This window comes from Ochrobactrum sp. 19YEA23 (genome assembly GCF_029909865.1).
Taxonomy (GTDB): Bacteria; Pseudomonadota; Alphaproteobacteria; order Rhizobiales; family Rhizobiaceae; genus Brucella; species Brucella gambitense.
This window is the reverse complement of record NZ_JASAMQ010000009.1, coordinates 121260-134452: the sequence shown is the minus strand read 5'-3', so window position 1 is coordinate 134452 and position 13193 is coordinate 121260. Positions and strand designations below refer to the sequence as shown.

Genomic DNA, 13193 nt, shown 5'->3' with positions numbered 1-13193 from the left:
GATTCCTGCGATGAGTGAGGAGGCGATCAAGAATGCCATCCTGATAGCTGGCCCAACGGCCAGCGGCAAGTCGGCACTTGCTGTTCATATGGCAAGGAAGACCGGCGGTTTCATCGTAAACACCGATTCCATGCAGGTTTATGACGTGCTCGATCTGCTGACGGCGCGCCCGGGGGCAGATGATCTGGCTTCAGCCGAGCATCATCTCTACGGCCATGTTGCACCGTCCGTATCCTATTCCACCGGCAAATGGTTCGCCGATGTGGCAGCACTTTTGACGCAGCCGGATCTGGCAGGACGGACACCGATTTTCGTCGGCGGCACTGGTCTTTATTTTCGCGCGCTGCTGGGTGGTCTGTCGCGAATGCCGGAAGTATCGCCGGATGTGCGCAACCATTGGCGCGCCCGCATGGAGACGGAAGGCGCCGAAGCGCTGCATCGGGCGCTGTCCGAACGCGACCCGCAAATGGCTGCTACGCTTCAGCGGACCGACAGCCAGCGCATCGTGCGGGCGCTGGAGGTGATCGAGAGCACCGGAAAATCCTTGAGCGAGTGGCAGCAGACCAAGGGGCGCGTGCTGGTGGATGACCAGTCGGCGCGCAAGGTTGTGCTTTTGCCAGAACGAGGCTGGCTCTCGGAGCGCATTGCGCGGCGCTTTGCCCTGATGTGGAACAATGGCGCTATCGATGAGGTGAAGGCGCTGTTGTCCTTGCAGCTCGATCCGGCGTTGCCCGCCATGAAGGCCATTGGCGTTCGGGAGGTCAGCGCTTTCCTTGAAGGTACGATGAGTGGAGACGAAGCCATTGAGCGGTCAGTGATTGCAACACGACAATATGCCAAGCGCCAGTCAACCTGGTTTCGCAACCAGCTTGATAAAAGCTGGAATTTTTTAAGTAATTCTGATGAAGCACTACTTCAATTAACGACACTGAAATAACTCGCTGGCAATCTCCGGAAAGGAGAGGCGGGCGCGAAATATGCGGTTTCATAAATCGGAGCGGGCATTTTTCATTCTGATTATTTTGATGTGCGGGATAGGCATTTTGCTTTATCGCGTGCACGTCGACTTGGGTTTGCTTGCAGCGACCCCTCTTGATGCGTCCGCTTCCGAACTGGTGGCCATTCTCGGGCGGCTCAACCATGCGGCAATATGGGTTCTCATCGCCTCCATCGTTTGCGGGCTTTTGCTGATCTATCCGCAGATACGCACCGAGGCGCTGGACCGCGGCAAGTTGCAGATCATCACGCAGGATTTGTCCGAACGGTCGCAGACACTCGAACATGCCGCTCTGACCGACAGTCTGACCGGCATGCAGAATCGGCGTTATTTCGACGAAGCGTTGAAGGAATATCTGGTTCAGTTCGACCGTATCCAACGACCGGTCGGCCTGATGATCATCGACCTCGATCACTTCAAAGCCGTCAACGACACCCATGGACACGATATTGGTGACGTTGTGTTGCAGGAAGTCGCGCGCTGCCTGCGCGATTATACGCGGTATCACGATGTGGTTGCGCGTCTTGGCGGTGAGGAATTTGCGGTGCTCGCTCCCAATATGGACGCGGAGCTGATGATCAAGCTCGCCAATCGTATCCGCAAGGCCATTGCGACGCTGGAAATCGATCTTGGCGATGTGAAGCTGACGGTTACCGTCAGTATCGGTCTTGCGATATGGGACCGGCGCGAAACGTCGAAGGACCTTTATCGCCGCGCCGATAAGATGCTTTATGCCGCCAAGAATATGGGACGCAATCGCGTCTGCGCCTGATATCGGGCCGCTAAAGGCATTCCGTCAGCTCTCATAATCCTTGCGGAAATTGCGCACCAGATCGCCGAGTTTCTTCATGCTTTGGGCTGTTTCGCTGTTATGGGAGACAACGGCCACCGGTCGCTCCGAAGCAATTGGCGCTGCCGTAACGGTTTCCAGCCTGCTGATTGTTGAAGGCCTTTCCAATAAATCGCTTTCCTCGGACGGTTTTTCGGGCGTGCCGGTTTGCGCATTGTTTTCGAAGGAGCGAAGCCGATCCACAATACGATCCAGTGCGATTTTGTCATCGACCTGCCAGGATGCGGTGAGGCTTTCGGCCTTGCGGCGTCCGGGCAGCTGATGTGGCGGGACCGTTTCAAATGTCAGCCGCATCGGCGTTGAAAACGCTTCACCAAAGGCGATGGCTTCACGATTGGCAATTGACGAGAGAAACCCGGCCATGCTGCGGGCGCCGCCGCGCAATGCACCCTTGATGATCTCCTGATCGCGCTCATTGCCGAGACGCATTGCGAAGATGGAGTTGCACTGGGAGAGAATGGTGGCGTCCAGTTCGCCGGGGCGCTGGCTGATCACGCCGAGATACGAGCCGTATTTGCGCCCTTCCTTGGCGATACGGGCAATGGCCTGTCGCGTCGGCCAGAACCCGGCATCCTTGTCGGCTGGAATATAGCGGTGCGCTTCCTCGCAGATGACAAGGGTTTGCAAGCTGCCTTCGCTCGACATGGCAATGTCGAAGGAGAGGCGGCACAGAACCGACGCAACCGCATTGACCACCTCGGATGGCAGGCCTGCGAGCTGGAAGGTACAGATTGGTTTGCCGTTGTGTGGAATGCGGAAAATGCGGGCGATGGCCTGACGCATGGTTTCCGGCCCGCCGGTGACGGCGAACATGAAGCGGAAGCGCGGATCGCTGGCAATGGATTCCAGCCGAGCTTTCAGGTTGCGCAGATAGGGGCGCTCAGCCTTGCTGTCGAGCAGGCCTATCCTGTCTTCGATCAGGGTCAGGAGATCGCGCAGGCGATAGGCAATCGGTGTATCGACGCTGACCGTCCTGTCTGACAATTTACGTCGCAAGGTCTGGCGACCGCCGGTTTCGCTGTCATTCGTCTTTTCACGGGCAAGCTGCACGAGGTCGCGCAATATGTCGTATTCCATAGGCTCTGGCGGGCGGCCACGAAAGATGACATCCGCAAACTCATCCAGCCGCAGCATCCAGAACGGCAATTCGATATTGGTCTGGTCAACGGCAATGGCGAGATCGGGAAACGCGCCCGCAAATTCATTGTGCGGATCGAGGATCAGGATGCGCAGATCAGGCCGCTGCAAGACGATGCGGCGCAATAGCAGCATGACGGCGCTGGACTTGCCGACGCCCGTGGTGCCGACAACGGCAAAGTGGCGTGAGATGAGATCTTCGACCGAAACATAGGCGGGGACGGAAGCGTCCTGTGTCAGCGCGCCGATGGGAACGCTTGTCTGGCCCATCTGGGCATAGACTGCGGACAGATCGGTGGCGCGAATGCGGTGGGCGATGGCGCCGGGATAAGGATATCTGGAAATACCGCCGCTGAACGTCATAAGGCCATCTGGTTCGCCGCGAACTTCTCCGAGAAATTCGACATGGACGTGGACGATGTTGTCGCCGCCGCGTGCCCAGGCATTGTCGGGCACGGTGACATTATGGACGAGGCCGACCAGACGGTTGCCGCCGGACTGGATCGAGATGAGCTGACCCACGGTCCAGTAGTCGTCCGATGCCGTGGAGGAGGGCCCCGAAAGAGCTGCAATAATCGCGCGCTCGCCGTCGCACTGGATGACGTGACCTTCCGTGCGGTTGCGCTGTACAAAGCCGCGGTCTTTCATCTCGGCATTGCCGTCAATATCCCCGCCCGTGTTCATTCCGCCAACTTTCAAAAGAGTGTCGAGGGAAACTATCAAATCCGGGTTGAAATAAAGTTATCGAAAGGGTGGGGTGAATCTTAAGAAAATATCGCAGGGCCCGTATTTATGCGTTGACGGCTTCTTTTCAGGCGATTAGTGTCCCGCCCCATGAACACGTTTATTATTCTTGTGGTACGGGCGCGCATGGGCAGGATGGTGTAACCATCCGGCGAAAGCTCCCATGCGCGAAAGACAGGCTCCCTCGGGGGCCTTTTTTATTATCCAAAAAAGCCCGATGCGGCTAAATCTAACACCGAAATATCGACTAGACGGGAAGAGAACGATGACTGCAGGTAAACAAGAGGCGGAAGCAACCGCCGCAGGATCACAGGAAACAAGCCATCCGCGCGAGATGACCGGCGCGGAAATGGTTATCCAGGCCATGATTGATCAGGGCGTGGAAAGCATTTTCGGCTATCCGGGCGGCGCAGTGCTTCCGATCTATGACGAACTGTTCCAGCAGGACAAAATTCAGCACATTCTCGTGCGTCACGAGCAGGGCGCTGGCCATGCTGCCGAAGGCTATGCCCGCTCCACCGGCAAGGTTGGTGTGTTGCTGGTAACGTCCGGTCCGGGCGCAACCAATGCGGTTACGCCGCTTCAGGATGCGTTGATGGATTCCATCCCGCTTGTCTGCATTTCTGGTCAGGTTCCAACCTCGTTGATTGGCTCCGATGCTTTTCAGGAAGCCGATACCGTTGGCATCACGCGTCCCTGCACCAAGCACAACTGGCTGGTGAAGGACGTCAACGACCTGTCGCGCGTTCTGCATGAAGCCTTCCATGTCGCATCCACGGGTCGTCCCGGTCCGGTTCTGGTCGATATTCCGAAGGACATCCAGTTTGCCAAGGGCATTTATACGCCGCCGCAGACCACGCCGCGCACCACCTACCGTCCGGTTCTCGACGGCAATGCGCAGGCGATTGCCGACGCTGTTCGTCTGCTCGCCACGGCGAAGAAGCCCGTCATCTATTCCGGTGGTGGCGTGATCAATTCCGGCCCGGCAGCTTCCCGTCTGCTGCGCGAGCTGGTTGAACTCGGCAACTTCCCGATTACCTCCACGCTGATGGGCCTCGGCGCTTATCCGGCTTCCGGCAAGAACTGGCTCGGCATGCTGGGCATGCACGGCACCTACGAAGCCAATATGACCATGCATGATTGCGATGTCATGCTGTGCGTCGGCGCGCGTTTCGACGACCGTATTACCGGTCGCCTCAATGCCTTCTCGCCGAATTCGAAGAAGATTCACATCGATATCGATCCGTCGTCGATCAACAAGACTGTCCGCGTGGATGTGCCGATCATCGGCGATGTTGCGCATGTTCTGGAGGATATCGTTCGCCAGTTCCGCGCTTCCGACAAGAAGCCGGAAAAGAAGACCATCGCGGCCTGGTGGGAGCAGATCGACCGTTGGCGTGCCCGCAATTCGCTGGCCTATACGCCGAACAAAGACGTCATCATGCCGCAATATGCCATTGAGCGGCTGTATGAACTGACCAAGGATCGCAAGACCTACATCACCACGGAAGTTGGCCAGCACCAGATGTGGGCCGCGCAGTTCTATGGTTTTGAGGAACCCAACCGCTGGCTGACCTCGGGCGGTCTCGGCACCATGGGCTACGGTCTGCCTGCGGCTCTCGGCGTGCAGATCGCGCATCCCGATGCGCTGGTTATCGACATTGCCGGTGACGCATCGATCCAGATGTGCATTCAGGAAATGTCGGCGGCTATCCAGCACAATGCGCCGATCAAGATCTTCATCCTGAATAACCAGTATATGGGCATGGTGCGCCAGTGGCAGCAATTGCTGCATGGCAATCGTCTGTCGCATTCCTATACGGAAGCGATGCCGGATTTCGTCAAGCTGGCTGAAGCCTATGGCGCACATGGCATTCGTTGCGAAAAGCCGGGCGATCTGGATAGCGCCATTCAGGAAATGATCGATATCGACAAGCCGGTCATCTTCGACTGCCGCGTTGCCAATCTGGCGAACTGCTTCCCGATGATCCCGTCCGGCAAGGCGCATAACGAAATGCTGTTGCCCGATGAAGCCACGGACGAAGCTGTTGCCAATGCCATCGACGCCAAGGGCCGCGCGCTCGTCTGATCCGGAGGATTTAATTATGAATGCACAGAACCTAGCTTCTGGATCGGCTTACTTCATCGCAGCCGAAACCCAGACCCCGGAAACCCATACGCTTGCCGTCCTCGTCGACAACGAGCCGGGCGTCCTTGCCCGCGTTATCGGACTTTTCTCCGGTCGCGGCTACAACATCGAAAGCCTGACGGTTTCGGAAACCGAGCACGAGAAGCATCTTTCGCGCATCACGATCGTGACGCGTGGCACGCCGCACGTGCTTGACCAGATCCGCCATCAGCTGGCACGCATTGTTCCGGTTCACCGCGTGGTGGATCTGAGCCACCGCGCCACCGAACTTGGCTACGATCATCCGATCGAGCGCGAACTGGCGCTGGTCAAGGTGGCAGGTAAGGGTGAAGCCCGCGCCGAAACCCTGCGTCTTGCCGATGCGTTCAAGGCCAAGGTGGTCGACGCGACGACAGATCACTTCATTCTGGAGATCACCGGCAAAACCGCGAAGATCGACCAGTTCATCTCGATCATGAAGCCGCTTGGCCTCGTCGAAATCTGCCGTACCGGCGTGGCGGCGATGAACCGCGGCCCCGAAGGCATGTAAGTATAGCTTCTCTGCCAAGGGCAGAGGATAGATACAATAAGACTTAAAACCGGCACAATGTTTCGATTGTGCCGGTTTTTTATTGAGCTAATTTGTGCGGGTAAATCGGGTTCATCACATGTCTGTCGAAATATTTCTGGCGCTGATCGCCTTCGCTTTCGTTTCTTCCATAACGCCGGGTCCGAACAATCTGATGCTTTTGGCGTCGGGTGTGAACTTCGGCTTTCGCCGTACGATCCCGCATATGCTGGGCATTGGCGTCGGGTTTTTCGGCCTGCTTCTTGCAGTCGGATTTGGACTGGGCGTGATGCTTGAAACCGTGCCCGCCTTCTATACCAGCCTGAAATTCGCTGGCGGCGCATACATGCTCTATCTCGCATGGAAAATCGCGACGTCGCGTTCCATCGGCGAAGCCAAAAGCAATGGTGACGGCAAGCCGATGACTTTCATGCAGGCGGCAGCCTTTCAGTGGGTCAATCCCAAGGCGTGGGTGATGGCCGTTACCGGCATTGCCACCTATGCCACGCATGACAATTACTATCTGGCGGTGTCGCTGGTGAGCGTCGCTTTCGCGCTGGTCAATCTGCCGAGCGTGTCGGTCTGGGCAGGTTTTGGCATGTTGCTGCGCAACTGGCTGGACGACCCTGTGCGTCTCAAATGGTTCAACATCGCTATGGCCTTGCTGCTTATCGCAAGCCTTTGGCCGATGTTAAGGTGATATAATCAGGAGCATGAGCATGTCGGTACTTCCAACTTATGACGATGTTGCATCCGCAGCGAGCCAGATCGAAGGTCACGCGTTTCATACGCCGGTTCTGACCTCGACGGCGCTGAATGATGAGACGGGCGCAGAGTTCTTTTTCAAGGTGGAAAGTCTGCAGCGCATCGGCGCTTTCAAGTTCCGTGGCGCATTCAACGCCCTGTCACGCTTCAGCGACGAGCAGAAGAAGCGCGGCGTAATCGCGTTTTCCTCGGGCAACCATGCGCAGGCCGTGGCCTTGTCGGCAAAGCTGCTTGGCATTTCCGCCACGATATTGATGCCGGAAGATGCGCCCCAGTCGAAGCTCGAAGCAACGCGCGGCTATGGCGCCAATGTGATCACGTTCAATCGCTATAAGGATGACCGCGACGCCTTGACGAACCGTCTGGCGGAGGAGGGCGGTCTGACCCTGATCCCGCCATACAACCACCCGCATATCATTGCAGGACAGGGCACGGCGACCAAGGAGTTGATCGAGGAAGTCGGTCCGCTCGACGCGCTGTTCGTCTGTGTGGGCGGCGGCGGATTGATTGCCGGATCGGCGCTGGCCGCCAAGGCGCTTTCACCCGATTGCGCCGTCTACGGCGTCGAGCCGGAAGCGGGCAATGACGTCCAACTGTCGCTGCGTGCGGGCAAGATTGTGCGCATCGACACGCCGCAGACGCTGGCCGATGGCGCGCAGACGCAGGCGCCCGGCGACCTGACCTTCGCGATCATTCGCGAAAAGGTGACGGATGTGCTGACAGTCAGCGATCAGGCGCTTGTCGACGGCATGAAGTTCTTTGCCCGGCAGATGAAGCTGGTGGTGGAACCGACTGGCTGTCTGGCTTTCGCAGGTGCCCGCCAGATTGCGGATCAATTGCGCGGAAAGCGGGTGGGTGTGATCGTCAGCGGCGGCAATGTCGACCTTTCCCGCTATACGGCCCTTCTGAATACGGTTGTTTGATCACGGTTTGATCTTGTTTTCAGGCCGCGAATCCTGTCTGAAAGAGCCATGCAGTTTTCACCGGAACAGGATCAGGCGCTCAAGGCCGTCGGACAATGGCTGAAAGAGGGGCGCAGTCCCATTTTCAGGCTGTTCGGCTATGCCGGAACAGGCAAGACGACACTTGCGCGCTATTTCGCGGAACATGTCGATGGCGATGTGCAGTTTGCTGCCTTTACCGGCAAGGCGGCGCAGGTCCTGCGTTCCAAGGGCGCGAGCAATGCGCGCACGCTGCATTCGCTGATCTATCGGCCGCGCGGCGAGGAAGCTGTCGAGGACGAGACGACGGGCAAGACGTCCATCGCGCCGACATTCTCGCTCAACCGGCAAAGCCCGGTCGCCAAGGCGGCGATGATCGTGGTCGATGAATGTTCGATGGTGGACGAGGCGCTCGGGCGCGATCTCATGAGCTTCGGAACGCCGATTCTTGTGCTCGGCGATCCCGGCCAGTTGCCACCGATTTCCGGCGGCGGCTTTTTCACCGAACATGAGCCGAACTATCTGCTCACCGAAATTCATCGTCAGGCGCAGGACAATCCGATTATCCGCATGGCGCTTGATGTTCGCGAAGGGCGCGAATTGCCTTATGGCGATCACGGCGCAGCGAAGGTCATCAGCAAGAACGAAGTCAATCAGGAGATGGTGCTGAAGGCGGATCAGGTGCTTGTCGGCACCAATCGCACGCGCCGTCGCTACAATCAGCGCCTGCGTGAGCTGAAGGGCTTTACGGCGGACTATCCGCAGGCGGGCGACAAGCTGGTCTGCCTGCGCAACGATCCGGCCAAGGGCTTGCTCAACGGGTCGCTTTGGAAGGTCATGACCTCATCCAAGGAAACCGTGAAGCCCGGCATCAATCTGCTGGTCGCGCCGGAAGATGATGATCGCGGCGTCGCCAAGATCAAGCTTTTGAAAGCGCAGTTCGAAGACCCGGATAGCGAAATTCCCTGGCAGACCAAGAAGCGTTACGACGATTTCGACTATGGCTATGCGCTGACGGTGCATAAGGCGCAGGGTTCGCAGTGGGACGATGTCGTGCTGTTCGATGAAAGCTATGCTTTTCGCGATACGCGTGAGCGCTGGCTTTATACGGCCATTACGCGTGCGGCTGAACGGCTGACGATTGTAAAATAATCAGCTTTCGACCGGTTTCGCACTCAGCCACTCCCATGCGTCCGGTTCTTCGTCGGTTTCGAAAGAGCGCATTTCGATTGAGAGGAAGGGCTGCATCAGGGTGATGCTGGCCTGTATCCACAATGGCCCGCCGACAATCGCATAGCGGCGCAGATGCTTGAGCGATTTTGAGCGCATCGAAAGCATGCTTTCGGAAAAGGCCGCAGTCCAGTCCACACCTTCATAGCCGGCGAGGCGGATCAGGAGATCAATCTCGTCAAACTGCTCATAGGCCGCGTCGAGCAGACCGTAGAGATTCTCCAGCGATGAATCGTCCAGATGCCCTTCAATGGCAAAGGCGAATACATCATTCCGGTCTGTAGGAATGCGGCGGACGACGGGGATGTCCTCATTGCGCATCATCGGTCTCCAGGTGTCTTTCTATCATCAATCCTAAAATCGAACCCATGGCGGGACAGGATTCAAACGTCTGGACCGGGCGAAAGGTTGCGGATTGTTGTTCCAATTTCAGTGCGGAAAAGCTTGCCTCATGCTCGAAAGGCGGGAAACGGCAACATTTGGGGATGGGTGATCGGGTGCGACGGGAAAACACTCACACTTTCCTGCGGCGGGCGATATAAAGCGAAAACCGATAACGGGAGAAATGCCTCCATGCCTGCGAAATTATCTGTCAATCTCAATGCCATTGCCATGCTGCGCAACCGTCGCGATCTGCCCTGGCCGAGCGTCACCGGTCTTGGACGGATAGCACTTGCGGCAGGGGCTGCGGGTTTGACGGTGCATCCGCGCCCGGACCAGCGCCATATCCGTTTTTCCGATCTTGGCGAGATCCGTGCATTGATCGACGATGAATTTCCGCAGGCTGAATTCAACATCGAGGGTTTTCCGAGCGAAGCTTTCTTGGAACTGGTTGAAAAGCATCAGCCGGAACAGGTAACACTGGTGCCGGATGACCCGACGCAGGCCACTTCGGACCACGGCTGGGATTTTCTATCCAAGGCTGACTATCTCGCACCCATCGTGGCACGGCTGAAAAAGGGCGGCATGCGCGTTTCGCTGTTCGCCGATCCCGATCCGCTGGGTTATGACAGGGCCAAGGCCATGGGCGCCGACCGGCTTGAATTCTACACTGGCCCTTACGGCGCGACCTATGACGATCCGGCAGCGGCAGCGCGTGAGCTGGACCGTATCGGCAAGGCCTCGGATGCCGCAGCGGCGCTCGGTCTTGAAATCAATGCCGGTCACGATCTGACGGTTGAAAATCTTCCCGCACTGGTCAAGCGCATTCCACAATTGAAAGAAGTTTCCATCGGACATGGATTGACGGCGGACGCTTTGACGTATGGTATGTCGACGACAGTGGCACGTTTCATCGCTGCTTTGGCTGGGTAATTGGTGCATTCAATGCGCTCTGTGCATGGCTTGCATGCGAGCTTTGCAAAAAGCGCATTTGTGCCAAAGCTCAACAAGCTATAGGCGTCCGCGGCTGGTTCTATCCGCGTCGGGGGCGCGCAGGAACGTATGAGGGAAGCATTGATACAGTTTTCCGAAGTCCGCATTCCACATCGATGCGCCATGGCGAGTTTCGCCTTGCGGTTTTCGTCGAAGCGGTGCGTTTCTGTCGTTCGGTCCGGTAATTATGATTGAACCTGATTGGGGCAAAGGTGCGGCACGGTTGTTGAAATCCGCAATCTTTTGCGGGCGTTCCTGTGAGTGGACTCCACATAATATGATTTCCAGCCAGAATGACTTCAGGACGTTGCGAGGTGTCTGCAAATGAGCGATGAGCTGAACGGCCAGAACGCGCAATCGCAACCGACCCCGCAGGATGCAGCCACAGCTCCACTTGGTGGCGGTGCGGCAGGCTCTGAAACCGGCTTTGCCACCGAAGAGAACGACCATCACAATGACAGCATGAAGACGCTGGTGTTGGGCGCTCTCGGTGTTGTCTATGGCGATATCGGCACCAGCCCGATCTACGCCTTCCGTGAAGCGCTGCATGCGGCAGCTTCCGACGGCAGTTTGCCCCGCTCCGATATTCTTGGCGTTGTGTCGCTGATCTTCTGGGCGCTGACGCTGGTCGTTACGATCAAATATGTTCTGTTCGTGCTGCGCGCCGACAATAACGGCGAAGGCGGTATCCTCTCGCTGATGGCGCTGGTACGTGGCGCTTTGAAGGGACGTCCCAATCTCATTCTCGGTGTCGGGATTGTCGGCGCGGCATTGTTCTTCGGCGATGCTGTCATTACGCCCGCCATTTCTGTGCTTTCCGCCATGGAAGGTCTGGAAATCGTTGCGCCCAGCCTCACACCGTTTGTGGTGCCCATCACAGTGGTTATTCTTGTGACGCTGTTTTCGGTGCAAAAGCTTGGCACGGGCAGGGTGGCTATCGTGTTCGGGCCAATCATGGCGATCTGGTTTCTGGCGCTTGGCGCTTCGGGTCTCTGGCATATTTTCGACGACCCGACCGTGATCGCCGCGCTCAATCCCTACTATGCCCTGCATTTTCTTATCATCAGCCCGGGTATCGCCTTCATTACGGTCGGCGCGGTTTTCCTGGCCATGACGGGTGCGGAGGCGCTTTATGCCGATCTCGGTCATTTCGGGCGCAAGCCGATTGTGCGTGCCTGGCTATGGATCGTGTTTCCGTGTCTGGTGCTCAATTATTTCGGACAGGCCGCTTTCATCCTGTCGCATGGCGAAGCGGCTGCATTGCCGTTCTTCCAGATGTTACCGGATTTTGCCTTGTTACCGATGGTGCTGTTGGCGACGGCGGCAACGGTGATCGCCAGTCAGGCGGTCATCACCGGCGCTTATTCGGTCGCGAGACAGGCGGTGCAGCTCAATATTCTGCCGCGCCTAGAGATTCAGCATACGTCTGAAAAGCTGCACGGGCAGATCTATATTCCGCGCGTCAATCTGCTGCTCGGCCTTGCCGTGGTCATTCTGGTGCTGGGCTTCGAGAAGTCGACCAATCTGGCCGCAGCCTACGGCATCGCGGTTACCGGCAATATGCTGGTGACGACCGTGCTACTCTATATCGTCATGACACGGATCTGGAAGTGGCCGGTGGGTCGTGCCCTGCCTTTGATGCTGGGCTTCTTGCTGATCGACATCATGTTCTTCAGCGCCAACATCATCAAGGTGCATGAAGGCGGCTGGGCCTCAATCGGCATCGCTGCTGTGCTCGTCATCATCATGTGGACATGGGTACGCGGCACGCGGCACCTGTTCCTCAAGACGCGCAAGGGCGAAGTGCCGCTTGACCTCATCGTCGAGCAGATGGCCAAGCGTCCGCCAACGATTGTACCGGGAACAGCTGTCTTTCTGACGGGCGATCCGAAAAGTGCGCCAACTGCGCTGATGCACAGTCTGAAGCATTACAAGGTCCTGCATCAGAACAATGTCATCCTGACCGTTGTCACGGCTTCGAAGCCGTGGGTCTCGAGCGCGGATCGCGCCCGCGTCTCGCAGTATAACGAACGCTTCATGCAGGTGACGCTTAAATTCGGCTATATGCAGCAGCCGAATATTCCGCGCGCTCTCGGCCTTTGCCGCAAGCTCGGCTGGAAGTTTGACATCATGACGACGTCTTTCTTCCTGTCGCGACGTTCGCTCAAGGCGTCGGTGCATTCCGGTATGCCTTTGTGGCAGGACAAGCTGTTTATTTTGCTGGCGCGCACGGCATCCGACGCGACCGAATATTTCCAGATTCCAACCGGCCGCGTGGTGGAAATCGGCACGCAGGTGAATATCTGATCGGGAATTCGCTTTAACAGGCTGTGGTTTATCAGGGCGTTATCTGAGAATTTGATTCCAGATGACGCCCTAATATTTTGTTTTTCCTGCTATTCTTACGCAGTCGCTTAGTTCAATCGCGCTATTGGCAGCGACATTTTTAGTATGCGCCT

11 protein-coding genes are annotated in these 13193 nt (G+C 57.3%); 9 read left to right on the top strand and 2 right to left on the bottom strand.

From position 1 onward, the window contains the following. Window positions 1–10: 10 nt before the first annotated feature. Both miaA and QBD01_RS20860 read left to right on the top strand, forming a co-directional pair. Window positions 11–937 (top strand): tRNA (adenosine(37)-N6)-dimethylallyltransferase MiaA, encoded by a 927-nt coding sequence (gene miaA, locus QBD01_RS20865; RefSeq protein ID WP_280994361.1) that lies wholly within the window; start codon window positions 11–13, stop codon window positions 935–937. A gap of 40 nt (window positions 938–977) precedes the next feature. Then, on the top strand, window positions 978–1769 hold the full coding sequence (locus tag QBD01_RS20860) for a GGDEF domain-containing protein (protein WP_280994360.1): 792 nt from the start codon (window positions 978–980) through the stop codon (window positions 1767–1769). Between the two features lie 24 nt (window positions 1770–1793). Here the strand turns inward: QBD01_RS20860 and QBD01_RS20855 are convergent, their stop codons facing one another. Further along, on the bottom strand, window positions 1794–3668 hold the full coding sequence (locus QBD01_RS20855; protein ID WP_280994359.1) for an ATP-binding protein: 1875 nt from the start codon (window positions 3666–3668) through the stop codon (window positions 1794–1796). 325 nt (window positions 3669–3993) lie between these two features. Here QBD01_RS20855 and QBD01_RS20850 point away from each other — a divergent pair, with 325 nt between their 5' ends. The 5 genes from QBD01_RS20850 to QBD01_RS20830 all read left to right on the top strand — a co-directional run bounded on the left by QBD01_RS20850 (window position 3994) and on the right by QBD01_RS20830 (window position 9282). Then, a complete protein-coding gene (locus QBD01_RS20850) occupies window positions 3994–5817 on the top strand; it encodes an acetolactate synthase 3 large subunit (protein WP_280994358.1) in 1824 nt (607 codons plus the stop codon). Window positions 5818–5833: 16 nt separating this feature from the next. After that, complete coding sequence (gene ilvN, locus QBD01_RS20845) at window positions 5834–6406, top strand: acetolactate synthase small subunit (RefSeq protein WP_182521083.1); 573 nt, start codon at window positions 5834–5836, stop codon at window positions 6404–6406. Window positions 6407–6524: 118 nt separating this feature from the next. Beyond that, window positions 6525–7124 (top strand): LysE family translocator, encoded by a 600-nt coding sequence (locus tag QBD01_RS20840; protein WP_280994357.1) that lies wholly within the window; start codon window positions 6525–6527, stop codon window positions 7122–7124. Between the two features lie 19 nt (window positions 7125–7143). After that, window positions 7144–8112 (top strand): threo-3-hydroxy-L-aspartate ammonia-lyase, encoded by a 969-nt coding sequence (locus tag QBD01_RS20835; protein WP_280994356.1) that lies wholly within the window; start codon window positions 7144–7146, stop codon window positions 8110–8112. Between the two features lie 48 nt (window positions 8113–8160). Continuing rightward, window positions 8161–9282, top strand: coding sequence for an ATP-dependent RecD-like DNA helicase (locus QBD01_RS20830; RefSeq protein WP_280994355.1), 1122 nt, complete (start codon window positions 8161–8163; stop codon window positions 9280–9282). Here the strand turns inward: QBD01_RS20830 and QBD01_RS20825 are convergent, their stop codons facing one another. Further along, on the bottom strand, window positions 9283–9681 hold the full coding sequence (locus QBD01_RS20825) for an STAS/SEC14 domain-containing protein (protein WP_280994397.1): 399 nt from the start codon (window positions 9679–9681) through the stop codon (window positions 9283–9285). Between the two features lie 252 nt (window positions 9682–9933). Between QBD01_RS20825 and QBD01_RS20820 the strand changes: the two genes are divergently transcribed. Continuing rightward, window positions 9934–10674 carry a pyridoxine 5'-phosphate synthase gene (locus QBD01_RS20820; protein ID WP_280994354.1) on the top strand — a complete coding sequence of 247 codons (741 nt, stop codon included), beginning with the start codon at window positions 9934–9936 and terminating at the stop codon, window positions 10672–10674. A gap of 522 nt (window positions 10675–11196) precedes the next feature. Further along, window positions 11197–13041 carry a potassium transporter Kup gene (locus tag QBD01_RS20815; protein ID WP_113533822.1) on the top strand — a complete coding sequence of 615 codons (1845 nt, stop codon included), beginning with the start codon at window positions 11197–11199 and terminating at the stop codon, window positions 13039–13041. Window positions 13042–13193 lie beyond the last annotated feature (152 nt).

Excerpts from the sequence above, each read along its gene's own strand:
- miaA (WP_280994361.1), top strand. The coding sequence starts at position 11 with ATGAGTGAGGAGGCGATCAAGAATGCCATCCTGATAGCTGGCCCAACG.
- QBD01_RS20860 (WP_280994360.1), top strand. The coding sequence starts at position 978 with ATGCGGTTTCATAAATCGGAGCGGGCATTTTTCATTCTGATTATTTTG.
- QBD01_RS20855 (WP_280994359.1), bottom strand. The coding sequence starts at position 3,668 with ATGAACACGGGCGGGGATATTGACGGCAATGCCGAGATGAAAGACCGC.
- QBD01_RS20850 (WP_280994358.1), top strand. The coding sequence starts at position 3,994 with ATGACTGCAGGTAAACAAGAGGCGGAAGCAACCGCCGCAGGATCACAG.
- ilvN (WP_182521083.1), top strand. The coding sequence starts at position 5,834 with ATGAATGCACAGAACCTAGCTTCTGGATCGGCTTACTTCATCGCAGCC.
- QBD01_RS20840 (WP_280994357.1), top strand. The coding sequence starts at position 6,525 with ATGTCTGTCGAAATATTTCTGGCGCTGATCGCCTTCGCTTTCGTTTCT.
- QBD01_RS20835 (WP_280994356.1), top strand. The coding sequence starts at position 7,144 with ATGTCGGTACTTCCAACTTATGACGATGTTGCATCCGCAGCGAGCCAG.
- QBD01_RS20830 (WP_280994355.1), top strand. The coding sequence starts at position 8,161 with ATGCAGTTTTCACCGGAACAGGATCAGGCGCTCAAGGCCGTCGGACAA.
- QBD01_RS20825 (WP_280994397.1), bottom strand. The coding sequence starts at position 9,681 with ATGCGCAATGAGGACATCCCCGTCGTCCGCCGCATTCCTACAGACCGG.
- QBD01_RS20820 (WP_280994354.1), top strand. The coding sequence starts at position 9,934 with ATGCCTGCGAAATTATCTGTCAATCTCAATGCCATTGCCATGCTGCGC.
- QBD01_RS20815 (WP_113533822.1), top strand. The coding sequence starts at position 11,197 with ATGAAGACGCTGGTGTTGGGCGCTCTCGGTGTTGTCTATGGCGATATC.